Origin of the sequence: Microbispora sp. NPDC049125 (assembly GCF_040802045.1) — a bacterium.
Classification (GTDB): Bacteria; Actinomycetota; Actinomycetes; order Streptosporangiales; family Streptosporangiaceae; genus Microbispora.
In genome coordinates, this window is sequence record NZ_JBEZDW010000037.1 from 37,358 (window position 1) to 61,100 (window position 23,743).

General features: G+C 69.8%; 19 protein-coding genes and 4 tRNA genes. 11 read left to right on the plus strand and 12 right to left on the minus strand.

The window, feature by feature from the left end; all coding sequences use genetic code 11:
- Window positions 1-34 precede the first annotated feature (34 nt).
- The 3 genes from AB0B72_RS32100 to AB0B72_RS32110 form a co-directional block, all read right to left on the minus strand.
- Window positions 35-109 (minus strand) — tRNA-Val (locus AB0B72_RS32100).
- Window positions 110-121: 12 nt separating this feature from the next.
- Window positions 122-192: transfer RNA gene (locus AB0B72_RS32105), tRNA-Cys, on the minus strand.
- Window positions 193-205: 13 nt separating this feature from the next.
- Window positions 206-277 (minus strand) — tRNA-Gly (locus AB0B72_RS32110).
- A gap of 152 nt (window positions 278-429) precedes the next feature.
- On the opposite strand from AB0B72_RS32110, the gene AB0B72_RS32115 reads away from it, so the two are divergent.
- Entirely contained in the window at window positions 430-1,182 is a 753-nt protein-coding gene (locus AB0B72_RS32115; protein ID WP_367743037.1) for an ArsR/SmtB family transcription factor, read from the plus strand.
- Between the two features lie 4 nt (window positions 1,183-1,186).
- Window positions 1,187-2,734, plus strand: a complete 1,548-nt coding sequence (hutH, locus tag AB0B72_RS32120) for a histidine ammonia-lyase (protein ID WP_367743038.1) — start codon at window positions 1,187-1,189, stop codon at window positions 2,732-2,734.
- A gap of 66 nt (window positions 2,735-2,800) precedes the next feature.
- On the opposite strand, the gene AB0B72_RS32125 is transcribed toward hutH, so the two are convergent.
- Together AB0B72_RS32125 and AB0B72_RS32130 are read right to left on the minus strand one after the other, a co-directional pair.
- Window positions 2,801-3,331, minus strand: coding sequence for a GNAT family N-acetyltransferase (locus AB0B72_RS32125; RefSeq protein ID WP_367743039.1), 531 nt, complete (start codon window positions 3,329-3,331; stop codon window positions 2,801-2,803).
- A 103-nt stretch (window positions 3,332-3,434) separates the two neighbouring features.
- On the minus strand, window positions 3,435-4,283 hold the full coding sequence (locus AB0B72_RS32130) for an NAD(P)-dependent oxidoreductase (RefSeq protein ID WP_367743040.1): 849 nt from the start codon (window positions 4,281-4,283) through the stop codon (window positions 3,435-3,437).
- A 42-nt stretch (window positions 4,284-4,325) separates the two neighbouring features.
- On the opposite strand from AB0B72_RS32130, the gene AB0B72_RS32135 reads away from it, so the two are divergent.
- From AB0B72_RS32135 to AB0B72_RS32145, 3 genes are read left to right on the plus strand one after another with little or no spacing between them, the layout of a single operon-like run.
- Window positions 4,326-5,228 carry a LysR family transcriptional regulator gene (locus AB0B72_RS32135; protein ID WP_367743042.1) on the plus strand — a complete coding sequence of 301 codons (903 nt, stop codon included), beginning with the start codon at window positions 4,326-4,328 and terminating at the stop codon, window positions 5,226-5,228.
- Window positions 5,229-5,234: 6 nt separating this feature from the next.
- The gene (locus AB0B72_RS32140; RefSeq protein ID WP_367743043.1) at window positions 5,235-6,290 is read left to right on the plus strand and encodes a chorismate-binding protein; all 1,056 of its coding nucleotides are present in this window, start codon (window positions 5,235-5,237) and stop codon (window positions 6,288-6,290) included.
- A gap of 49 nt (window positions 6,291-6,339) precedes the next feature.
- On the plus strand, window positions 6,340-7,170 hold the full coding sequence (locus tag AB0B72_RS32145) for an aminotransferase class IV (RefSeq protein ID WP_367743044.1): 831 nt from the start codon (window positions 6,340-6,342) through the stop codon (window positions 7,168-7,170).
- Window positions 7,171-7,194: 24 nt separating this feature from the next.
- Here AB0B72_RS32145 and AB0B72_RS32150 read toward each other — a convergent pair whose 3' ends face one another.
- The gene (locus tag AB0B72_RS32150) at window positions 7,195-8,583 is read right to left on the minus strand and encodes an LVIVD repeat-containing protein (RefSeq protein ID WP_367743045.1); all 1,389 of its coding nucleotides are present in this window, start codon (window positions 8,581-8,583) and stop codon (window positions 7,195-7,197) included.
- A gap of 104 nt (window positions 8,584-8,687) precedes the next feature.
- Between AB0B72_RS32150 and AB0B72_RS32155 the strand changes: the two genes are divergently transcribed.
- Window positions 8,688-9,308, plus strand: a complete 621-nt coding sequence (locus tag AB0B72_RS32155) for a DUF305 domain-containing protein (RefSeq protein ID WP_367743046.1) — start codon at window positions 8,688-8,690, stop codon at window positions 9,306-9,308.
- Here the strand turns inward: AB0B72_RS32155 and AB0B72_RS32160 are convergent.
- Window positions 9,303-9,719: an SsgA family sporulation/cell division regulator gene (locus AB0B72_RS32160; protein ID WP_036329836.1), complete on the minus strand. Its 417-nt coding sequence runs from the start codon at window positions 9,717-9,719 to the stop codon at window positions 9,303-9,305. The genes AB0B72_RS32155 and AB0B72_RS32160 overlap by 6 nt on opposite strands.
- 453 nt (window positions 9,720-10,172) lie before the next feature.
- On the opposite strand from AB0B72_RS32160, the gene AB0B72_RS32165 reads away from it, so the two are divergent.
- A tRNA-Val gene (locus tag AB0B72_RS32165) sits at window positions 10,173-10,244 on the plus strand.
- Window positions 10,245-10,313: 69 nt separating this feature from the next.
- On the opposite strand, the gene xerC is transcribed toward AB0B72_RS32165, so the two are convergent.
- From xerC to AB0B72_RS32180, 3 genes are read right to left on the minus strand one after another with little or no spacing between them, the layout of a single operon-like run.
- On the minus strand, window positions 10,314-11,474 hold the full coding sequence (gene xerC, locus AB0B72_RS32170; protein WP_367743047.1) for a tyrosine recombinase XerC: 1,161 nt from the start codon (window positions 11,472-11,474) through the stop codon (window positions 10,314-10,316).
- Entirely contained in the window at window positions 11,471-11,674 is a 204-nt protein-coding gene (locus tag AB0B72_RS32175; protein ID WP_367743048.1) for a helix-turn-helix domain-containing protein, read from the minus strand. The genes xerC and AB0B72_RS32175 overlap by 4 nt, the downstream gene beginning before the upstream one ends.
- Entirely contained in the window at window positions 11,671-13,182 is a 1,512-nt protein-coding gene (locus tag AB0B72_RS32180) for a replication initiator (protein ID WP_367743049.1), read from the minus strand. Before AB0B72_RS32180 ends, AB0B72_RS32175 begins: the two co-directional genes overlap by 4 nt.
- Before the next feature lie 130 nt (window positions 13,183-13,312).
- On the opposite strand from AB0B72_RS32180, the gene AB0B72_RS32185 reads away from it, so the two are divergent.
- Window positions 13,313-14,155 carry a GntR family transcriptional regulator gene (locus AB0B72_RS32185; RefSeq protein WP_367743050.1) on the plus strand — a complete coding sequence of 281 codons (843 nt, stop codon included), beginning with the start codon at window positions 13,313-13,315 and terminating at the stop codon, window positions 14,153-14,155.
- A gap of 561 nt (window positions 14,156-14,716) precedes the next feature.
- Here the strand turns inward: AB0B72_RS32185 and AB0B72_RS32190 are convergent.
- The gene (locus AB0B72_RS32190; protein ID WP_367743051.1) at window positions 14,717-15,064 is read right to left on the minus strand and encodes a hypothetical protein; all 348 of its coding nucleotides are present in this window, start codon (window positions 15,062-15,064) and stop codon (window positions 14,717-14,719) included.
- Entirely contained in the window at window positions 15,061-15,402 is a 342-nt protein-coding gene (locus AB0B72_RS32195; RefSeq protein ID WP_367743053.1) for a hypothetical protein, read from the minus strand. The genes AB0B72_RS32190 and AB0B72_RS32195 overlap by 4 nt, the downstream gene beginning before the upstream one ends.
- Before the next feature lie 176 nt (window positions 15,403-15,578).
- Between AB0B72_RS32195 and AB0B72_RS32200 the strand changes: the two genes are divergently transcribed.
- The 3 genes from AB0B72_RS32200 (at window position 15,579) to AB0B72_RS32210 (ending at window position 23,238) form a co-directional block, all read left to right on the plus strand.
- Window positions 15,579-16,832, plus strand: a complete 1,254-nt coding sequence (locus AB0B72_RS32200) for a transcriptional regulator (RefSeq protein WP_367743054.1) — start codon at window positions 15,579-15,581, stop codon at window positions 16,830-16,832.
- A 362-nt stretch (window positions 16,833-17,194) separates the two neighbouring features.
- Entirely contained in the window at window positions 17,195-22,399 is a 5,205-nt protein-coding gene (locus tag AB0B72_RS32205; RefSeq protein WP_367743055.1) for an AAA family ATPase, read from the plus strand.
- A complete protein-coding gene (locus tag AB0B72_RS32210) occupies window positions 22,396-23,238 on the plus strand; it encodes a hypothetical protein (RefSeq protein WP_367743056.1) in 843 nt (280 codons plus the stop codon). The genes AB0B72_RS32205 and AB0B72_RS32210 overlap by 4 nt, the downstream gene beginning before the upstream one ends.
- The last annotated feature ends 505 nt before the right edge of the window (window positions 23,239-23,743 follow it).

Here is a 23,743-nt window from a genome sequence, read left to right on the forward strand (position 1 = left end):
CGAGCTCACATGGTGAGCTCGAGCGAGGCCGTCATGGTGGGCGATACTGGGATTGAACCAGTGACCTCTTCCGTGTCAGGGAAGCGCTCTCCCGCTGAGCTAATCGCCCTGGACGAACCAGAGGTGGAGACGGGATTTGAACCCGTGTACGCGGCTTTGCAGGCCGCTGCCTCGCCTCTCGGCCACTCCACCGGGTCTAGATCCGAGCGGAAGACGGGATTCGAACCCGCGACCCTCACCTTGGCAAGGTGATGCTCTACCACTGAGCCACTTCCGCGTGCGGCCCGGGCGGTGCCGGACTCACGCAGAGCACTTTATCCAATCCGCGCCGACTCCCCAAATCAGAGCCGTCATCGCTGGTCGGAGGGCTGACGCCGGCGCAACGGGGCTTCGGTGGGCGTCGAAACGTCACCGCGTTACGGTCGAGACATGACCGCTGAGTACATCGCAGCAGACGCCGACGTCGCCCCGGTCGCCGCCCTGATCGCGGACAGCGCTCGCGCCGCCATGCTCACCGCACTGCTGGACGGCCGGGCGCTGGCGGCCGGGGAGCTGGCGCGCCTCGCCGGGGTCGGCGCCCCGACCGCCAGCTCCCACCTCGCCAAGCTGCTCGACGGGGGCCTGGTGACGGTGGTCAGCCAGGGCAGGCACCGGTACTACCGCCTGGCCGGACCCGAGGTGGCCCAGGTGATCGAGGTGCTCGCCCGGATCAGCGGGCGGCCCGCCGTACGGTCCCTGCGGCAGTCGCGGCAGGCCCGGATGCTGCAGGAGGCCCGCACCTGCTACGACCACCTGGCGGGCAGGGTCGGTGTCGAGCTCTACGACGCGATGCTGCGCGAGGGCCACCTGGCGGAGTCGGACGGCGGCTGCGCGCTGACCCCGCGCGGCGCGGCCGTGCTCGACGGCCTCGGTGTGGACCTCGACGCCGTACGGCGGAGCCGCCGCAGGTTCGCGCCCGACTGCCTCGACTGGCTGGAGCGCCGGCCGCATCTCGGCGGGGCGCTCGGCGCCGCCGTTCTGGAGCGGCTTCTCGCACGGGAGTGGCTGATCCGGGGGGCCACGCGCCGGGCGCTGCGGCTCACCGGCCCCGGGCGGGAAGGGCTGGTCGCCACCTTCGGATGTAAGGACCTATCCTCAGATACGCTGGTTACTCGCACAGGTGGGGACGACGGGAAAGAGTAGGACGATGCGCGACAACGAGGTCGTGGCCGTCGGGCCGGAGCCGCTCGCCTTCGACGAGGTCGTCCGGGTCGCCCGGCACGGCGCCGCGGTCAGGCTGACGGACGACGCGATCGCCGAGATGGCCGCCTCGCGCGGCAGGATCGAGGAGCTGGCGGAGGGCGCCACCCCGGCCTACGGCGTCTCCACCGGGTTCGGAGCGCTGGCCACCCGCCACATCGACCCCTCGCTGCGCGCCCGGCTGCAGCGCGGCCTCATCCGCTCCCACGCGGCGGGCTCCGGCCCCGAGGCCGAAACCGAGGTCACCCGGGCGATGATGCTGCTGCGGCTGCACACGCTCGCCACCGGCCACACCGGTGTCCGCCCGAAGACGGCCCGGGTCCTCGAGGCGCTGCTCAACGCCGGGATCACCCCGGTCGTCCACGAGTACGGCAGCCTCGGCTGCTCCGGCGACCTCGCCCCGCTGTCCCACGTCGCCCTGACGATCATGGGGGAGGGGGTCGTCCGCGACGCGGCCGGCCGTACGGCGCCCGCGGGGGAGGCGCTTAAGGAGGCCGGGATCGAGCCCGTCGAGCTGGCCGCCAAGGAGGGCCTGGCGCTCATCAACGGCACGGACGGCATGCTCGGCATGCTCGTCCTCGCCCTGCACGACCTCACCCGGCTGCTGAAGACCGCGGACATCACCGCGGCGATGAGCGTGGAGGCCCTGCTCGGCACCGACCAGGTGTTCGCCCCCGAGCTGCAGGCGCTGCGCCCGCACCCGGGCCAGGCGGCCGCGGCGGCCAACATGCGGGCGCTGCTCGACGGCTCCGGCATCATGGCGTCCCACCGGGACGGCTCCTGCACCCGCGTCCAGGACGCGTACTCGCTGCGCTGCGCGCCGCAGGTGGCCGGCGCCGCGCGCGACACCGTCGCCCACGCCGCCGCGGTCGCCGGCAGAGAGCTGGCCAGCGCGATCGACAACCCGGTCGTGCTCGCCGACGGCCGCGTCGAGTCCAACGGCAACTTCCACGGCGCCCCGGTGGCGTACGTCCTGGACTTCCTGGCCATCGCGGTCGCGGACGTCGCCTCGATCGCCGAGCGGCGGACCGACCGGATGCTCGACGTGGCGCGCAGCCACGGGCTGCCGGCCTTCCTCGCCGACGACCCGGGTGTCGACTCCGGGCACATGATCGCCCAGTACACCCAGGCCGCGATCGTCTCCGAGCTGAAGCGGCTGGCCGTCCCCGCGAGCGTCGACTCGATCCCCAGCTCGGCCATGCAGGAGGACCACGTCTCCATGGGCTGGTCGGCCGGGCGGAAACTGCGCCGGGCGGTCGACGGGCTCACCCGGGTGCTCGCCATCGAGCTGCTGACCGCCGCACGCGCGATCGATCTCCGGCGGCCGCACGAGCCCGCGGCGGGCACCGGGGCGGTCGTCGCCGCGCTGCGCGAGTCGGTCGCAGGGCCGGGGCCTGACCGGTTCCTCGCCCCCGAGATCGAGGCGGCCGTCCAGCTCGTCGCAGACGGCGCGGCGCTCACCGCGGCCGAGTCCGCCGTGGGCCCCCTGGCCTGACAAGCTCCGGCCCGAGAAGCTCCCCGGCATCCGGGGAAAGCGTCAGAGCCGGAATCGCGTAGCCCATCACGTGGCCGGGGGCCGCAGGCCGAGCCACTGCTCGGCGTCCCAGGCCTGGAACCGTTCGACCTCGGTGAACCCCAGTTTCGCCGCGAGGCGCATCGAGCCGACGTTGGCGCTCTGGGTGGTGAGCACCACCGGCTCGCCGGGAAGGGCGCCGTCAAACCAGTCGAGTGCCGCCGCGCACGCCTCGGCGGCGTACCCGTGCCCCCAGGACTTCGGCAGGAACAGGTAACCGAGATCGGCCTTCCCCACGGCAGCCGGGCGACGGTGCCCTGTCGCTCTCCTGATCAGGATCTGGCCGATCATCGCCCCGTCGAGCTCGACGACGAAACTCCCGGGCCATCGCTCGGGCACCTCGGGCATCTCACGCTCAAGCTCGTCACGCGGTCGGGGACCGCCGAGGTAGGTGTGCACCTCCGGCGAGGCGAACAGCTCGATGAACGTCGTACGGTCCCGCGCCTCGGGCTCACGGAGCACGAGCCGCTCGGTCCGGATCAGCTCAGGCGGCCAAGTCACATGTCCCAGATCTGACATGCGCGCAAGCTAACAACTCTGGAGGACGACGTTCAACCTGGGCGTCAACGCGTGGTTCGCCGGCCGAGCTGTGAGCGCGGCCGGGCGAACAACCCCGGCTCGGTCAGCGGGCGGCGGTGAACGGGAAGATCGCGGTGAGGTCCTCACCCGCCAGTCCCGCTCCGGCGGCCTCCGTCAGGCGGTCCCGGGCCGTCGCGGCGACGGACTGGGCCGCTCCCGGACCCTCGGTGGCCAGGCGGAGGTCCTTGGCCGCCAGGCCCAGCGCGTACCGGGTCTCGAACGGGCCGGACTCGATCGCCGGCCGCAGCCGCTCCACCAGCGGCCCGAGCGGAGTACGTGACAGGACGTCCAGGAAGGCCGCGCGGTCGAGCCCCAACGCCCCCGCGTAGGCGAGGCTCTCCGCAAGGCCGACCTGCACGGGCACGAAGGCGCTCATCGCGGCCAGCTTCATCGCCGCGCCCGCGCCCGGCCCGCCCGCCTCCACGACGGTCCCGAAGACGGCGAGCACGTCACGGACGCGGGCCAGGTCCTCGGGGGAGCCCCCGGCGAGGACGATCAGCGTGCCCTCGGCCGCCGGGCCGACACTGCCGAGGACGGGCGCGTCGACGAGGCCGACGCCCTCGGGCAGCAGCGCGCGCACCCGCTCCACGGCTTCCGGCCCGATCGTGGACATCTCCACGACCACGGTGCCCGGTCTCATCCCCGGCGCGGCGGCGCGGATCACCTCTTCCACCGCCTCGGGGTCGCTCAGCATGGTCACGACGAGGTCGGCCTTCGCCGCCGCGGCGGCGGGGGAGGACGCCGTCACGGCGCCCGGCAGCTCCTTGGCGGTCCTGTTCCACACGGTCAGCTCATGCCCGGCGGCGACGAGCCGCCCGGCCATGGGTACGCCCATGCGTCCCAATCCACAAAAAGTGATCATGCCGACGACGTTAGCCGGAAGCCGTGCCATTCCACCAGCGAGTAGATTTCATATGAGCCATACGCTGGACTCATGGATCGGGAAGGCATGTTCGACACCGACGCCCTGGTGCTGCTCGACGCCGTGGCACGCACCGGCTCCTTCACCGCCGCCGCCGCGCGGCTCAACTACACGCAGTCGGCGGTGTCACGGCGGATCGCGTCGCTCGAGGCCGAGGCGGGCGGCCCGCTCTTCGACCGGCTTCCCCGCGGCGTACGGCTGACCGCCGCAGGGCAGGCACTGCACCGGTACGCCCGGGACGTGCTGGAGCGGCTCGGCCGGGCGGGGGAGGAGCTCGCCGCGATCCGGGAGGGCACGGGCGGGCGGCTGCGGGTGGGCGCGTTCGCCACCGCCAACGCCGTGCTCGTCCCCGTCGCGTTGCGCGACTTCAGGCAGGCTCGCCCCGACGTGACGGTGAGCATGGCCGAGGGGCTCAGCGTGACGCTGCTTGAGGCGCTGGGCCGCGCGGAGATCGACATAGCGGTCGTCAGCGACTATCCGTCGGGGCGCGGGCCCGGCGAGGAGGCCGAGGTGGTCCGGCTGATGGAGGACGAGCTGCTGGTCGCCCTGCCCGCCGGTCACCGGCTGGCAGGCTCCGGGGTCGTCGATCTGCGCGACCTGCGGGAGGACAGCTGGATCGAGGGCGCTCCCGCCGGCAGCCCGACCATGCTGGCGGCCGCCTGCGCCCGGGCCGGCTTCGCCCCGCGCGTGGACTTCAGGATCGCCGAGTGGACCGGCAAGCTGGGATACGTCGCGGCGGGCCTCGGCGTGACGCTGGTCCCGGCGATGGCGGCGCCCGCCATACGGGGCGATGTGGCCCTGCGGTCGCTCGGCGACCTCGCGCCACGCCGCACCGTCTACGCCGCGCTGCCGCGCACCGCCCCGCTGGCGGCGGCCCGTTTCCTGCTCGGCCTGCTGTCGCGGCCGCCGGGGTGAGGGCCGATGGGAGTGGCCCGGGAGACCTGGGAGAATGGTCCCGTGCACGAGGCCTTCGCCTATGTCGGGGGACACCTGGCCACCAGACTGCGGGAGGTGACCACCGACCTCGCCGCCCTGGACGGCTCCGGCTGGTGGGCCGTCGTCGTGTCGTACGAGGGCAAGGTCACCTGCGCGCGTTTCGCGGACGTCCGGCGGGTGCCGCTGCCCCGCCCGGCGGCTCCCTGGCAGGGCCCGGCGGCCGGGGACTGGCGCAGCTCGCTGGACCAGGCGGCCTACGAGAGCGGCGTGCGGACGATCAGGGACTACATCGAGCAGGGTGAGGTCTACCAGGCCAACCTGTGCCGCGTGCTGTCCGCGCCGCTCCCGCCCTCCGCCCGGCTCCCCGCGGACCCGCTCGCGCTGGCCGCCCGGCTCGCCGAGGGCAATCCCGCGCCGTACGCCGCGGTCGTCGACGTCCCCGGGCTGTCGGTGGTGTCGGCCTCGCCGGAGCTCTACCTGTCGCGCAGCGGCGAGGTGATCGAGTCGAGGCCCATCAAGGGCACCGGGGTGACGGCGGCCGATCTGCTCGACAAGGACTTCGCCGAGAACCTCATGATCGTCGATCTCGTCCGCAACGACCTCAGCCGCGTGGCCAGGGTAGGCTCGGTGTCCGTGCCCTCGCTCTTCGCGGTCGAGGAGCACCCCGGGCTGGTGCATCTGGTGTCGGCGGTGCGGGCGCGGCTGGCCGCCGGAGCGGGCTGGCCCGAGCTTTTCGCCGCCACCTTCCCCCCGGGCTCGGTGACCGGGGCGCCGAAGTCCACGGCGACGCGCATCATCAACGAGCTCGAGCCGGAGCCGCGGGGGCCGTACTGTGGGGCCGTGGGCTGGGTCGACGCCGACCGGCGCGAAGGCGCGCTGGCGGTGGGCATCCGGACGTTCTGGATCGAGCACGACGTGCTCCGGTTCGGAACGGGGGCGGGCATCACCTGGGGGTCGCAACCTCGCCGGGAGTGGGACGAGACCGAGCTGAAGGCGGCGCGGCTCATCGGGCTCGCTTCCCGGGACGGCCGCGATCAATAGGACGATCTATCGGGTCACGAGGACAGCGATCATAGGAATGGAGAGGGAGATGGCCGTACCCATCTGGGTGAACGGGGACCTGTACGAGCCGGACAAGGCCGTGGTGTCGGTCTTCGACCACGGGCTCATGGTCGGCGACGGGGTGTTTGAGACGATCAAGGCGGTGGACGGCGAGTCCTTCGCGCTCACCCGCCACCTGGACCGCCTCGCGCTGTCCGCCAAGCGGATGGACCTGCCCGAGCCCGACCTGGCGTCGATCGCCGGCGGCGTCCGCGCCTGCCTGGCCGCCGCGCCCAAGTGGCCCCTGGCGAGGATCAGGATCACCTACACCAGCGGCCCGGGACCCCTCGGCTCCGACCGCGGCACCGCCGGGTCGAACATGATCATCATCGTCGGCGAGCAGCAGCCCTTCCCCGCGACCGGGGACGTCACCGTCGTCCCCTGGCCCCGCAACGAGCGCGGCGCGCTGGCCGGCGTCAAGAGCACGTCCTACGGCGACAACGCCAAGGCCCTGGCATACGCCAAGGAGCGCGGCGGCGCCGAGGCGATCTTCGAGAACCTCGCAGGGAACCTGTGCGAGGGCACCGGCAGCAACATCTTCATCGTGACCGGCGGCCGGCTCATCACCCCGACGCTCGCCTCCGGCTGCCTCGCCGGCGTCACCCGCGCGCTGGCGCTCGAGTGGTACGGCGGGGAGGAGGCCGACGTCCCCATCTCGGCGCTGTACGAGGCGGAGGAGGCGTTCCTCACCTCCACGACCCGCGACATCCAGCCCATCCGCGCGGTGGACGGCAGGGCGCTGCCCCAGGCTCCGGGCCCTGTGACGCTGGCGGCCATGAAGGCCTTCGCCGAGCGGTCCGCCGGCGACCTCGACCCCTGACGGGTCAGAACCTGGTCCTCAGGCTCAGGCCCGGCCGTACGACCGCTGGCTCTGCACGTTCAGCTCCTTGAACCGCAGGGACTTGGCGGGGTCGGTGATCGGGTCGTCGACGCGCAGGACGTCGAGGCCCTTGGTGATGTCGCTGGAGTAGATGTAGCCGTTGTAGTAGTACGCCGACCAGGAGCCGCCGAGCTGGTCGCCGGGCGGCAGCGGGCCGCGCTCGAAGTAGGCGATCTCCACGGGCTTCGCGGGGTCGGTGAAGTCGAAGACGGACACGCCGCCCATGTACCAGGCCTGCACCATGATGTCCCGGCCCGGCACCGGGACCAGCGACCCGTTGTGGGCGACGCAGTTCTCCTTCGCGCTCTGCATCCGGGGGATCTTGAAGTACCCCTTGCGGGTCAACCGGTGGTCGGGCGTGAGCTCGTAGATCGCGTCGGCGCCCTTGGTGGGGCTGCCGGACGGGACGCAGGTGGCCGCCATCCCGCCGCCCAGCTCGTCGCTGAAGACGATCTTCGTGCCGTCGTTGTTGAACGTCGCGGAGTGCCAGATGGAGAAGTTCTCCTCGTCGGTCACCGTCTGGAGGACCCGCGGGTTCACCGGGTCGGAGATGTCCATCAGGACGCCGTCGCCGTAGCAGGCCCCGGCGGCCAGGCCCTTCTCCGGGTAGGCGGTGATGTCGTGGCACCCGCCGAGGCCCTCCTCGGCGTCCTGGCCCTTGAACAGCGCCGGCTTGGCCACGACGCGGGCGTCACCCGGCTGGTCCACCGGCACCTCGACGATCGAGATGTTGTCGTGCGGCGCCGGGCAGCTCTTCGAGCCGGGCTCCGGGCCGGCGGAGGAGACGTACAGGTAGAGCGTGTCCGCGCTCTTACCCGGCACGATCGCGTTGGTGTGCGAGCCGCACTCGGTCTTCACACTCTTCAGGTAGCGGGGGTTGGCCTTGTCCGAGATGTCGAAGATCCGGATGCCCTCCCACTCGCCGTCGCTCGTGCTGTCGCCGGGCTCGCTCGCACATGTGTCGCTCGTGCGCGGCTCGTCGACCGACAGGAACAGCAGGTCGCCCGAGACCGAGACGTCGTTCTGCCCGCCGGGGCAGGACACCCGGGCGACCGCCTTGGGATGCGCCGGGTCGCCGATGTCGTGGACGGTGAAGCCCTCGTAGTTGCCGACGAACGCGTAGTGCCCCTCGAAGGCGAGGTCGGTGCCCCAGGCCTGCGGGCCGTCGAACGGGGCGTCGAGCGGCACGTTGGCCACGACCTTCATGTTCGGGCTGTGCCTGATCTCGTCCTGCCCGGGAAGCGCGGCCGCGGTCTCCTCGCCGTCGCTCCGCGCCTGCGGGCTCGCGGGCGTCACCGTGCAGGCCGCCGTCGTGACCACCAGAAGGCACGCCGCCAGGGCCGCTTTGAGCATCGGTCGTTTCACAGCGCCCCCAGGTGTCCGGTACGTGGCCCAGTATGGAAGCTATGTCGGGCAGGCGGCCGGTGCGGGCGGCTTTCGTAACAGTTGGGCGGGCAATGGGGGCGCTGGCGGTCGTCGTCCTGGCGGCCGGATGCTCACGGAGTGAGGCGCGGACACCGCTCGTGGCCGGCTCCCAGGCCCCCGTCGTCCTCCCCGGCGCTCCGGGAGAGCCCGGCCGTACGGCGGAGCCCGGCGGGAGGATCGGAGACTCGGAGGCCAGGCCGGCCGCCGCCGACGTCCGGTTCGCGGAGATGATGATCCCGCACCACCGGCAGGCGCTGGAGATGGCGGCGCTGGTGCACGCGCGGACGTCCGACCGGCTCGTGGGGGCCGTCGCCGACCGCGTCACGACGGGACAGGGGCCGGAGATCGCGGTGATGGAGTCGTGGCTGGAGTCGCTGGGCCGCCGGCCGCCCGCTTCGGACTCTCACGGGCAGACGAGCGGGTACGGCATGGCGACCCTGGAGGAGCTCAACCGGCTCAGGGAGGCGCGTGGAGGCGCCTTCGACAGGCTGTTCCTCACCCTGCTGATCAGGCATCACGAGGGTGCCGTGCGGATGGCGGGCGAGGAGCTGCGCGGGGGGAGGGACCGGGCCATGCGGAAGATGGCCCAGGACGTGGTGTCCGGTCAGCAGATCGAGATCACCCGGATGCGGGGCGTCCTCGACGGGCTATGAGCTCCAGAGCATGTTGGTGAGCTCCTCGTCGAGGTCCATGAAGTCGGTTTCGCGACCGGCCGGGACGAGCTCGTAGGTGCGGTGCAGGAACTCGGTCAGCGGGGCCAGAGGCACCTCGAACAAGGCCTGGCCGAAGGGCGACGTGAGGCTGATGTTGAGCGTCCGCTCGCCGTCCGAGCGGGCCGGCCACACCTGCACGTCCCCGTCTCCCACGCGGCGGACGATGCCGACCGTCAGCAGCTCACGGGCGAAGATCCACTCGACCGGCTCGTCGTTGCCGACGTGGAAGGCCATGCGGATGGCGTACGGGTCCTCGGCCGTATAGCTCAGGCCGGCGAGGAGAGGCACTGTTGTACGGTCGGGGACCACAAGCCGAAGGCCCAGCTCGGCAGAGACGGTGGTGCTGTTCATCGTCAGCCAAACCTTTTCGTCGTCGGGTCCCCTCGCGGGGCTTTCACTGCGTGGACGGGCTCTGTCCGGTCCTCCTGCTAGGAGACGAACGAACAGACCCGTAGGAGAGATTCCGCCTCCAGGCCCTTCTGTAACGCACATCACAGCTTGACATTTAGTCATCTACCTGCTCAAACATCACCAAGAGGCACAGCTTTACCTCTGCTTTACGTGTCGGCGACGCCGTCGTGGCGAAGCCATTGCGGGTGATTTGATCTTAGGAGGTGCGTATGGGTCGAGCATGGAGCATCACGATGCTATGACACCACACCGCCACGCCGTGCCCTGTCTGGCGAACCTTTCGAAGGTGTTGACGAAGGCCGGACGATCACGCCGTCCGCCCGAGCTTTCGCCAGCACCCCCTCCGGTGCGGTATGGTTTTCTCCGTCGGCGCCTGAGGGCACCGGCCGTCCCGGGCGATTAGCTCAGCGGGAGAGCGCTTCGTTCACACCGAAGAAGTCACTGGTTCGATCCCAGTATCGCCCACGCAGCTCAGAGGCCATCCGCTACCACGCGGGTGGCCTTTTTTGATCTTCTGAGTGACTAACTGAGTGACTACGGTTCCCGGACGGGGAAGAGATCGTCCATCGCCTGCGCGCCGTCCAGCAGGACCGGGCGGAGCTGCTTGCGGTAGACGGTCTCGGTCACGATCGTCGTCCCGTGCCCGACGAGCCGGGAGATGTTCTCCAGAGGCATACCGCTGTCGGACAGCAGCGAGACGAAGCTGTGCCGCATCTCGCGAGGCGTCCAGTCGTCGGGGTTGACGTCGGTCTTCTTGAGAACGGTCCGGAAGGCTCGGCGGACGTTGCCCGCATTCAGGGGCGTCCCGTTGCGGGTGGCGAAGACGAGATCGAGGTCCCGCCAATTGTCACCGGCCTTCTCCCGTGCTTTCTCCTGCTTCTCCCGGTGGAGCCGCAGCGCCTCCACGCACCGCTTGGGCAGTGCCAGCGTTCGCCGCGACTTGCGGGTCTTCGTGTCCCCTCCGGTCCGTACGGAGTGCCAGACCATGATGGACGGCGGCACCGGGGGAGTGGCGTCCGGCTTGCCGTCCAGGTCCACACGGGACCAGGTGAGCGCCCGCAACTCCTCCGTACGAGCGCCGAGGAGGAGGGAGAGCACGATGTACGCGTGCATGGTCGTGCCCTCCGCCGCGTCGAGGATGGCCGCCGCCTGGTCGAAGGTGAGCGACTTTGACGGACGACCATCCTTGCCCTTGGGGACCTCGCTCAGCAGGACCACGTTCCGCTTGACCTTGTCCCGTGCCTGCGCGCGGTCCACGGCCCGCTTCAGGACGGACCGGATGTCTCGAAGGGTCCGCGTGCTGAGCGTTTTCGCCTTGTCGGCCAGCCATCGGTCTACGTCCTCCGCAGACAGCTCGCGGAGCTTGCGAGCCCCCAGCGCCAGGATCACATGCTTGTCGGCCAGGTACGTGCAGGTCTGTACCGTGGCCTCGTCCCGCCCGTGCAGGCCGTACCTCAGCCAGTCCTGTACGGCGTCCGCGACGGTGTAGTTGGCCGGGCCGACAGACAGCCCGTCGTCGAGGTCGCGCACGATCTCCTTGAGCTTCTCCTTGGCCTCGGTCTTGGTCTTGCCGCTGGCCTTCCTGACGATGCGTTTTCCGGCGGGGGTGTAGCCGACCGTTACGGAGGCGATCCAGCGTTGCCGCTGTTCGTCCCAGTGCAGGCCGCCGTCTCCCCGGCTGCGTCGTGTGGTCATGATGCTTTGGCCTCCTGTTCGAGTAGGGAGATGTAGTCGTCGATGGCCGAGGCCGGGATGAGCCGGGTACGGCCCTGGCGGACGGTGCGCAGGCGGCCCGTCCGGATCTGCTCGTAGATCACGCTGCGGCTCAGGCTGAGCAGGCGCATCGCGTCAGTGACGCGGTAGAGCCGCCGGTCATCGCTCCCGGGTTCGGTCATTCGGCCGTCCGGTGGGCGGCGATCTTTCGGGCGAGTTCGATGCGCTGGCGGAGTTGTTCGGCCAGGACGGCTTCTCCGGGGGTGTGGCCGCTGCCGGCGAATCGCCAGTGCGCGAGGACGAGTGTGGTCTCCTCGCCGGGGTCGGGGAGCCCGTGGCGTTCGCGTGCCTCCTTGGCGCGGTGGTCGGTGCGTGCCTGTCGGAGGTCGAGGAGGCGGGTGGAGTAGCGGCGGCTCTTGCTGGAGAAGTGACCCCGGAAGCCGAGCATGTGCGCCCACGGCCGGAGCCGGAGACCCTCGAACTCCGGGCGCGCGCCGAGGTCCCAGCAGGTGCGGATCATGTACCGGGCGTGGTCGGTGACGGGGAGCGCCTCCAGGTCGAGCCCCGGCTTGAGGCCGGTCCCCTTGCAGTGGGCGCAGGTGATCAGCAGGCTTCGCCCAGACGGACGGCCCCGTCCGCCGCAGGTGCCGCAGGACAGGCGGTGATCGACGGTTCCGGAGGCTTCCGCGCCCTTGGTGGCGTACTTGGCGATGTAGCCCGCCACTGCTTCCTCGCTGAGGCCGTCCAGGTCTCGGGACAGGAGGATGGGGCGAATGTCGAGCTGGTCACCCCAGCTGAGCAGGCGGGTGCCGATCGCGCTGGGTGGCGTGGTGATCTGGACCGCGCGGACGGCCAGCGGGATCGCCTCGCTGAGCAGGTCGGTGGTCGCCCACATGGGCGGCCTCTCGGCTGGGCCCTGCGGGCCGTCGAGCCGGATCACGGTGTGGAAGTGGACCAGGCCGCGGCGTTGATATTCGGCCACCTTGGCGAACGACAGCCGGACCTGCCGGGTAAAGGAGGTGCGGCTGATCCCGGCGAGCTTGGCCATCTCCCGGCGCAGGCCGAGGGTGAACCGGTGCCACAGCAGGCCCGCATGCGCCTGCCAGAGCACCGCGCCCGGGTAGTCGTAGCACTGTGGGCAGATGGGCTGCCCGAGTAGCTGGTCGCCCGTGTTGTGGACCTCCGGGCAGCCCATTGGGTTCCCGTGGGGGCAGGTGCCTGCGTTCTTGCGGGGGCGGCAGCGCAGCGTCTTGCCGTTGCGTTCGCGCACTGTGTGGACCGGCCCGAAGGACGGCGCGGTGAGGGTGGCGAACACGCGTGGGTGTTCGCTGACCTGTTCCGGCACGCCCTTGCCGCCGGACAGGCCCGCCCGGATGAGTTGGTAGGTGTCGGCTCGGTAGACCTCCGAGCATGCGGGGCAGACCGACGCGCGGCGGTTCCCGCACGCGATCAGCAGGTGCCCGGACGGTTCGTTGGCCGTGCGGTAGGAGTGCAGAGCCTCGCCGGTCGCCGCGTCGATCACGTGCGATTCACCGGCCAGGTGCACGGGGTGGGAGCAACCGCCGGTTGCCGCCACCATGGAGCGCCACCGCTCATAGCCGGGGTCGTTGAGGACCCGGACCATGTCGGTGAGCCATTCGGGGTGGGCGTCCGGTCCGTTGGTGGACGCCGGGTTTGCCTCCTTGTTCATCGTTGACCTCCTTACCTCGTCGCCGACATGTAGTCCAAGACGTGCTACGTCTTCATCCACATAGACATGTTAGCCAACACGTGCTACCTCTTGTAAAGACATCAGCGACGAGAAGAAGGGACAACGACACATGGCCGAAGAGAAGGAGGCCGCCCGCTGGCGGATCATCGCCGACCTCCTGCGCAGCGACGTGCTGGAAGACCACTACCAACCCGGCCAGGCCCTACCAGGAGAGGCATTCCTCGCCGCCGAGTACGCCACCTCCCGGCCGACCATCCGCAAGGCCATCGCCCAACTCGCCGGAGAAGGACTGCTGACCGTCGCCCACGGTCGCGGCACATTCGTCCGCCCGACCCCGGACCGCCGGCTGATCCTCACCGGCTGGTCCGACCATGAGGACCTGTTGAGCCCGGCCTATGACCCCGCGAAGCAATGGTGGGAACACGTCACCGTCCCCAGCGAAGCCGAACGCGCCCAGAGCAAGGTCATGCCGAACTCGGCGCTGTTCATGACCGCCGAGGGCAGCCGAGCCGACATCTTGGCCGTACGGCGAGGCACCATGGTCGTCTATCGCTACGCCTATTGGCAGCACACCAAGACCCGCGCCCGAATCCATCTGGCCTCGTACGTGCTCGCCGACCAGGTCGCGACGATCACAGGCGAAGACTCAGGCCGAGAGATCGAATCCCACGTCGAGCCCGAGGACTACTACGCCCACCTGGAGCGTGAGCACGGGCCGCTGCGCTGGACCACCTCCGTCCACGCCCGCATGCCCTACGGCGAGACCTACGAAGATCTCGCCATGGAGCCGGTCGGAACGCCCCTGCTGGTCGTTCGCCGGGTCATGCTCAGCCAACACGGCCGCCCACTGGAGTTCACCGAGATCGAAGCCCCCGGCGACCGCTTCGAGACCGCGTCCGTCAGCGACCACGACTCGGCCGAACCGGGAGGACTGGCCGCATTGCGGGTGTAGGTGGCTCAGAGTTTCTTTACTGGTTCAAGGCGACGGCGCTCCGCGCCGCCGCTGGCGGCCCCACGCCCGCCCGCCGTCCGGGCGTGCGGCTCTCCGGCCGGTCCCGGACGTCGGCGGCTCGGGCCGCCCCGCCGCAACCAGCGCCACGCCGTACCGACCGAACCCGTCGACCACACACGCGCCGTCGCCCACCGCCCCGCCGCCGGCCCAACCGCTCCGCGGCCCTTCGGGCGCCTACGGCGTTGCGCCGGCCGCTCCACTCCGCACGCGGCAGGAGGGTTGAGCACCGTATCTCCCCCTGCCCCCGCTGCCTCATTGTCCGTGGCCCTCGGTCGGCGTCAACGCCGTCTGTTCCCGTTGGGTGCGGGCTGCGGTGTACGACGCTGGCGGACGGACACGCGAAGACGGCATTGACCCCTCGGTCGGGCCACTGGGTTCGGCAGCTATCGGGGCAGGGGGAGGACTGGGCCAGGGCCGTAGCCCCGGAAAGGGCGCGGCGGCACGATACGGGGGCAACCTCCTCAACCCGGAGAAGAGGTCATCATGCCGCCGCGCCCGGTCTCAGGCAGGCCCGCCGATCATGCGCGCGTGCCGAGGGCCGCGACTCTCGGACGGGCGAAGGTCATCCAGGTACACGGACGGCTCAGGATCACGAGCCCGCACCAGGAGATAGTGACCACTGATCCGCTTGGCCGCACTCGACGGGGCGAGGCCGTAGGTCACCAGGGCATGCCCGCGTCGGCTCGGATGCGGAGCCGTCCACCAGATGATTCCGCCGTTCGTGCGAGCGATCAGGCCACGCCAGACCGACACGGCCACCCAGCGCTCCCCCAGCGGGTAGACGTAGCTGGGCACGTTGTGCCGTGCCAGCTCCGCCGCGAGCTGTTCGCCGACCTGGAGCGCCGTCACGCCAGCGCCTCCCCGGACGTGCGTACGCGCCTTGAGGTGGCGGCGGTCAGCTCGGCCTCGCGCATCAAGTCGCGCAGATCGTCGAGGCTGAAGGCGTCCAGGACCAGCGGAACAGGCACCGGCCAGGCGGCGATGGCGTAGAACCGACGACTGCCCAGGCCATAGGAGACAGCCCAAGCGGGTTCGGCCTCATCGAGCCGGGCGGCGGCCATCCGTTTCTCGGCATCCCAGTACCGGCGGTAGACGCGCGTCCAAGGCCGACCCGCTGCGTGGCGGGCGGCGCCATGCCCTCGCCGTTCTTTTTCTGGCTGTCGCGCAATGGTCTTAAGGTGAGCCACAGATCGCACCTCCAGTGTGCGGTTCAGGGACCCGTACGGCGCTGAGATCGCCTGCGGGTCCCGCTGTTCTTGGGCGTCACGTCCATCACATCGCCGCAGATACACCCGCTGACAGTGCGAGTAAGGGAGACTGGGGGAGACGAGCGGGCCCCCTTGTCTCCCCCGAGGTGTACGCGATGCGCGATCTACCCGGCTGGGCCGCACGGCTGCGTGCCGAGCGACGGGAACGGCTGTGGACCCAGCGCGACATGGCCAAGCACCTTGCCGAGGCCGCCGACGCCCGCACCCGCGACCGCTTCCCGGAACGGGAATCCTTGGTCCGCATGATCAAGGACTGGGAGGCGGGTAGGCACCAGCCCAAGGATCCCTACCGCGTCCTGTACAGCCGGGCCTTCGACATCAGCGAGGACGAGCTGTTCGGCAATCCGCGGTTGCCTCAGGGGCGCACACCGGCTGAGATCCTGCACGCTCTGTTGCGCGAGCCAGACCCGTTCACCCCGTCCGCCGGCCGGAAGGGGCGGCGGTTGGGCGAAAGCACGGTCGAGGATCTGGCCGCACGCGTCCACGGTGTGCGGCTTGCCGACGACGTGATCGCCGGGAAGGACCTGATCCGGCCTGCGTTCCGAGAGTTGGACGCGGCCGTGCGCACCTACCGGCACAGCACCTACACCGAGGCCGTAGGCCGTTCCCTTCTGGCGATCATCGGTGAGTTTGCCCAGATCGCGGGATGGGTCGCCAGTGACGCGGGCGAACATGACAAGGCAGCTCGCACGTACCGTCTCGGTATTAGGGCGGCCCACGAGGCCGGAGACCGAACCCTTGAGTCCAACCTCATCGGATCCCTGGCCTATCAGGTCACCAATGTCGGTGATCCGCACGAGGGGACGGAGCTTGCCCGTGCCGCCGTCGAGGTAGCCGGGCCGTCCGCACCAGCACGAGCGCGAGCGCTGGCATGGGATCGACTGGCCTGGGCGCACACCAGAGCAGGCCGGGCGCAGGAAGCGATACACGCCCTTGGCGCAGCCGAGGCCGCACTCGCCGACCATGGCGGAGAGGACGAGCCGGGCTATCTCTACTGGGTGGACGCGAACGAGCTCCAAATCATGGAAGCCCGCGCGTACACCGAACTACGCCGTCCACTCCGCGCCGTCCCCCTGCTGACCGAGGTCCTGAGCCGGTACGACGCCACCCACACCCGTGAGGTCGCGCTGTACCTGTCCTGGCTCGCCGTGGCGCTCGCGGACGCCAACGAGCCCGAGGAAGCCGCATGCACGGCCGCCCGCCTGCTCGACCTGTCGGCAGACGTAGCCAGCGACCGCACCGCTCGCCGAGTGGCTATCGTCCTCGAACGGCTAAAGCCATACCGTGACGTACCCCAGGTTCGAGAACTCTTGGTGAGCGCACCGTCCTCCAGTCGCAGCACTAGCTAACGGCGGAAAGCCAGTCGTTTACAGCGTGGCCTGCGCCTCCCGGACGTGGCGCAGCATGCCGTAGGCGCGCGTAGTTTCGGGGATCGAGCCAGCCCAAAAGGTTTCGGCGCCTCGTCGCGGCGCCCCTCCCCGACAGTTATGTAGACCAGCCTGGACAAGTTGGCGGCGACGCTGGGGAAGGAACCCAACCTCACGGTGGAGCCGTGTCGATTTCTCCAGACGTTCTCGCGCCGACGCGATGAGAGCCATCCCGCATCATCCGGCTGGTAGCAATCCGCAACATAACGTTACAGACCAGTTTGATCGCCATTATTTTGTCTGAGTACTGTCCTCATACGCTGTCAGACAGGTGGGCGACCGTCTTGGGCCAGGATCTCGGACGCCGGTTCTTCATCGGATTGGGAACGGGCCGCTATCTCCATCTGGAGGACGACGAACAACTCCTGTGGGTCTCCTCGGACCTCACCATTATGCGGGACCGGTTCGAGGACATCGGCTACCAGGCGGTGCTGCCGGGGCTCGGGCAGTACACCAGCGCGGCCCAGGTGAAACAGACGCTGAGTCACTGGTCCGATGACGTCGGGCTCAGCGAGAACGACATTGTGGTCGTCTACTTCGCGGGCCACGGGATCGCCGAACCGTACGACCGCCACCACCTGCTCTGCTGGGACACCAGGGTCGACGACCTGGCCGCCACGGGCCTGCCCACGGAAGATCTCATACGCGTGCTGTGCAACAGGAGGACCGGGCTGCGGCACCTCCTCGTCATACTGGACTGCTGCATGGGCGGCGCGGGCAGCGCCGACGCCATGATGACCGCGCTGCAGTCGATCGCACGGCAGCACACCGGCACGGCCTCATCCGGCCTGTGGTTCCTCGCCTCCGCCAGGAGCAAGGACGAGGCGGTCGACGGCGCTTTCGCGGCGGCGTTCGGCTCAGCCCTGGCATCGGCGGCGGAACGCACCGGGCAGCGGCAGCGTTACCTGGACCTCACCGAGCTGCTGAAGGCGATCAACGACGTATTCGCCGGAGAACGGCTCGGACAGCGGGCGGAGCTCGCCAGCGGCCTGGTCTCGGGGCTCGCCCCCTTCCTGCCGAACGAGAACTACCGCGAGGACCTCCCCGCCCTGGGTACCGACCTGGAGATCCAGCATAGGGTCGCCGCCCGCGACATCCTCGAACACTTCGGCCCGCGCTCCCGGGGCGTGGAGTTCGAGTCGGAACAGGGGCTGTACTTCAGCGGGCGCGAGAAGGTGCTCACCGGCCTGGTCTCCTGGCTGACCGCGCGACAGGGCGACGGCAGAGGACGTGTGGTCACCGGCAACCCGGGCTGCGGCAAGTCCGCAGTCCTGGGCCGGATCGTCGCGTTGTCCGATCCCGTTTACCGTACGAGGCTCAATTTAAGGGACGCCGATCCCGCCACGATCGTGCCGGAGAACCTGGTCACGGTCGCCGTGCACGCCCGGCACAAGCGACTGGAGGAGATCGTCGCGAAGATCGCCCCGGCGGTGGGTATCGAGACCGACTCCCCGGCCACCCTGCTGCAGGAGTTCAGCCGCCGGGATCGGAACGCTCCGCCGGTCGTCATTGTCGTGGACGCGCTGGACGAGGCCGGGTCGGGCACGCTGGCGGACTCGGGTGGTCGAGGGGAGCCCCGGCGGATCGCCAGGGAGTTCCTCCGGCCGCTCTCGGAGATCCACGAGGTGCGTCTGCTGATCGGCACACGCCGGGAGCTGGTCCCGAGCCTGGGAGCCGGGCTCGTCGTCCTCGACCTCGACAGTGCGGCCTATCGGGACGACCACGACGTGGCCGGTTATGTCCGCCGTGTGCTGCTGGCGAGCGATGAGCCAGACGTTCCCACCCCCTACCGGGCGCATCCCGAACTGGCCCGCGTGGTGGGCGACGGCGTGGCGCGCCGGGCCGCGGGGGTCTTCCTGGTGGCCAGAATGACCGCGCGATCACTGCGGCGGCAGCCGGCGGCGGTGGATGTGACTAGGCCCGGCTGGACAGAGGAGCTGCCGAGCGAGATCGGGGAGGCGTTCGACGACTTCCTCGCCCGCTTCGAGGCCGACGAGGCACGGGTCCGCCGCGTCCTCGTGCCGCTGGCCTTCGCGGAGGGACAGGGGATGCCCCGCGGTCAGATCTGGACCCTGCTGGCCACCCGGCTGTCCGGTGTGGAATGCTCCGACGCCGACGTGGCGGAGACCCTCACCGCCGCCTCCGCGTACATTGCCGAGGTGGTGGACGGCGGACGCTCCGTCTACCGCCTCTACCATCAGTCCCTCGCTGAGCACCTGCGGGTCAGCTCCGGCAGGCAGCAGGAGATCCAGTCGCTGATCGTGGACGGGCTCGTGGACGCCGTCCCGAAAGTGGCGGGTCGGCGCGACTGGTTCGGGGCCCACCCGTACATCCGCGGCCATCTGCCCACCCATGCGGCGGCGGCGGAAAGGCTCCACCACCTGATCGCGGATGCGGGCTTCCTGCTGGCCTCCGACCGTCTGGCGATGCTGCGGGCCATGCCCACTGTCGAGGGGAACCTCCAGGCGCAGAACATCCGCAGTGCCTACGAGCAGATCGCCCACCAGCTCACCGGCGAGCGCCCGCTGGAGATGCGGGCGGCGGAACTGCAACTGTCGGCACGCCGGTGCGGGGCCGACGAGCTGGCCGTCAGCGCAGGCGCGCTCGGCGTGCCCCTTCCGATCTCCGCCCGGTGGGCCTGGTGGTCGGCCACAGGCGCGCACCGGCAGCTGAGAGGACATACCTCCGATGTGCTCTCGGTCGCGGTCGGCGATCTGGACGAGCGGCCCATCGTCGTCACCGGGAGCGCGGACGGCACCGCCAGGATCTGGGACCTGACCACGCAGCAGCAGATCGGCAAGCCTCTCAGCGGGCACAAGTCGGTCCAGGCCATCACGGTCGGCGATCTCGCTGACTATACGGTGGCGCTGACCGCTGACATCGACGGGGCCGTGCACGTATGGGATCTGTCGGCGGCCACGGAGCTCGGCCCGGCGCTACGTGGTCACACCAATTCCGTCGGAGCCGTGGCGATGGCGACGATCGGGGACAGGTTCGTCGCCCTCACCGGCAGCGACGACGGAACGGCGCGGCTGTGGGACCTGGAGAGCCGGCGGCAGATCGGCCCGCCGCTGACCGCACACCGCGGAGCGGTGCACGCCGTCGCCCTGAGCCTGCTGGACGGGCGCCCCATCGCCGTCACCGGTGGTGCTGACCGGCGGGTTCATGCTTGGGATCTCGACGACATGGCCCACCCGTCCGCCGAGGAGCTGAGCGGCCACTCCGGCACGGTGACCGCGGTCGCGATCGGCGAGCTTGACGGGCGGATCGTGGCGCTCAGCGGAGACACTCTAGGACACGTTAACGTGTGGGATCTGGCCGCTCGTCAACAGATGGGCGAGCCCATCGCTGCCCACGTCGACTGGCGCTACGGGGGTGTCAACACCATCGCGCTCGGCGTGATCGACGGCAGGCCTGTCGCGCTCACCTGCGGGCGCAACAACGCGCGGCTGTGGGACCTGCGAAGCAGACGGCAGCGGGGGCACGGGCTCTCCGGTCACAGTAGCCAGCTGACCGGAGCCGCGCTCGACGTGCGTCATGATCGCCCGGTTGCCGTCACCTCCGGCCACGATGGATCGGCCCGCATTTGGGATCTCACGGCGGACCGGCCTTCGTCCGGCCACAACGGAGTCGTGCGCTCGTCCGGAGTGGGAGTGCTCAATGGCCGTCACGTCGCCATCACCGGAAGCGACGACTGGACGGCACGCCTGTGGGACATCCGGACGCGACGGGAGCTGGCCCCTCCGCTGGAAGGCCATACCGGGCCTGTGGGCGTCGTCGCGGTCGGCGAGGTGGACGACCGGATGGTCGCGGCGACCGGGGGGACCGACGGCACGATTCTGCTCTGGAACGCCGCCACCGGCACGCCCCTGGGGGAGCCGTTGCGCGGGCACACCAACACGATCAGCGCGGTGGCCCTGGGCCGCCTCGGGGATGTGAACGTCATCGTCAGCGGCAGCGACGACGGCACCGTTCGCGTCTGGGACATCGGCGCCGGCGAACCGGTCGGGCCTCCGCTGGAGGGGCATCTTGGAGACGTGGAACACATCGTCGTGGCCGGAGAGGGGGATGGTGGACTGACGATCCTGGTCGCCTCGTCGCAGGCCTGTGCGTACCTGTGGCGGATCGCGGGCCCTCGGGCGGTGCCCGAACAGTTGGCGTCGCTGGTGCCGGAGGACTGGCCTCCTCGATACGAGCTCATCGGAATCGGGTTCGCCCGGGGCCGTGCCCTCGCGCTCACCGTACGGCACGATGACGCGGTCATAGCCCGTGACGTGTCCACCGGAGCTCAGGTCGGCGCCGAGTTCATCGACCACGACGGAGCGAACGCTGGATGGCTCTGCGAACACGACGGGCGCGTGATCGCGGCAGTGGCGTCTTTCAGTACCGTGGTCTTCTGGGATCTCGACACGGGAGTGCCTTTCGGGGCGGCTTTCCACGCCGGAAGTGGAGATATCGAGAGTGTGGCCATAGGCGCGTTGTTGGATGGGCCGGTCGCCATCGTGACGACCACATCCACGGTTCGCGTGTGGGACATCATGAACTCGTGCCCCGTTGACGAGCCCCTCAGCGGGCGGGAGTCCTTGGTGATGAGCCTGGACGTGGGCTGGGTGGCTGGGAAGCGGGTGGTCGTCAGCTTGGGTGGCGACTTCGCCCTCCGCATGCACGACGCCGATACGGGCGATCAGGTCGCGCCGCACTTACTCACCGGCTGGGGCAGGCGGATGAGCCTCCTCACCGGGATGCGATTCCAGCTCGCGGTGCTGACGAGCACAGAAAAGGTTCACGTGTTCGATCTGTCTTTACGTGAGCGGACGGGGGTGTTCACCGGCCACCTCGACTACGTGAACGTCCTGTGGACAGGGCAACTCAGCGATCAGCTGATCGCCGTCACCGGGGACAGCGGAGGGACCATCTACACCTGGGATGTGGTGACCGTCGCCCGCGTCGCGCCTGCCATGACCGGGCACAGGGGCGGAGTACGGGCGCTCACCGTGATGGAGCGCCCGGTTCCCTTGATCGTATCCGGAGGCGATGACGGTACCGTCCGCATCTGGAAGCTGGCATCCGGCGAGCCCGTCGGCAATCCACTCACCGGGCATGTCTTCGCCGTCGACGCACTGGCGGCCGGGCGGGTTGGAGACCGCGATGTATTGCTCAGCGGGGACCGGGACGGAATCACTCTGCTCTGGGATCCGGAAACCGGAGCACGTCTCGACTTCCCGTTCATAAAGCACGATGGTCCCATCGTGTCGATGTCGTGCGCGGTGATCTCAGGGATGCCCGTCGCGGCCATCGCTGACAGCCTCGGTCTGCTACGCGCCTGGGATCTCGCCGGCCAGTGCTTACTGGCTGAGGTGGACGTCGGGGCGAGCGTTCTGGAGATGGTGATGGGACCCGACGGGCGCGTGTTCGTCGCCACCCAGATGGGCATGCTGGCGTTGGACCTCGACATGACGGCCACCCGCGACTCTAAGGAAAGGTCATGAGCAGGATCGTCCTGGTGCACGGGATCGGCCAGCAGATCAAGGGCTCCCACACACTTCAGGAAAGCTGGTATCCGGCATTGCTGGACGGGCTCGCCAGAGCGGGACGCGAGCCGATCGACCGGCGCGATGTCGCCATGGGCTTCTACGGTGACCTGTTCCGGAAGCGTGGCACCCGAGCCGTCGGAGCCCCAACTCTCGACTCCTCGGATGTGACCGAGGACGAACGAGAGCTCCTGCTCACCTGGTGGGAGACCGCCGCGGCCCTCGAACCGGCAGTCCCCGGACCTGGTGACCCCACCCGGATGCGGACTCCGGACATCGTCCAGCGAGCGCTCAACGCGCTGAGCCACTCAGCGTTCTTCTCCGGGATCGCCGAGCACCTGCTGATCTTCAGCGCTCGTCAGACCCGCCTCTATCTCGGCGACCGCGGCATCCGTGTCCAGGCCCGTGCCCGGGTGAACGACGCGATCACCGATCGGACGCGGGTCGTGGTGGCGCACTCACTCGGCTCCGTCGTCGCCTACGAGGCCCTGCACGAGAACGCCGCCGCTCGCAATGTCACACTCGTGACGCTGGGCTCGCCTCTCGGCATCCGCGGCCTGGTGTTCGACCGGCTGGAACCGCCGCCGTCGGACGGCCGGGGAGCATGGCCCGCTTCGGTCGTCAGATGGACCAACATCGCAGACCGGGGAGACGTGGTCGCGCTGTCCAAGTGGCTGGGCCCGTTCTTCGGCGGTGACCTCACCGACCTGCTCGTGCACAACGGGTCGCGTGCCCACGACGTCCGTCCCTATCTGACCGCCGAGGAGACCGGCGCCGCGATCGCGGAAGGACTATAACTGCCATTGGTAGCAGCCTCGGTGTCACGCTCACTGTGCTTCGAAGATTGTCATCGGACCTGGCGCGGCCTATGCCCGTGCTTTCATCGGCTTGCTGCCGGGACAGCCAGGTGTCTGCCATACCCAGGGAGGCAGTCGAGATTCCTCCTAGCGTGGGGATGGCGTCGCGTCGACCGCTCCAATTCGTACACGGCAGGTACCGTCAGCGCGAAGCGGGAGAGAGTAACGGCTGATCCGCTTGGCAGAGCTGTCCGGAGCAAGCGCGTAGGTGACTGAGGAGGATGACTCCCTGCAGTTGGCTGCGGAGCCGTCCACACGCACGCTCAGCGAGATGTAGCGGCAACGTCAGTCACCGCCACCAGGTTCTCCGCGTGAGTGACGAACTGAGTGACAACGACCACGGACGCCCGTGAAACAGTACGGACGTCCGTGGATAGTCAGGCCAGGTCACCGGCCCCCTCCTGCCAGGCCGACGATCTCGCCAATGTGCTTCACACCGAAGAAG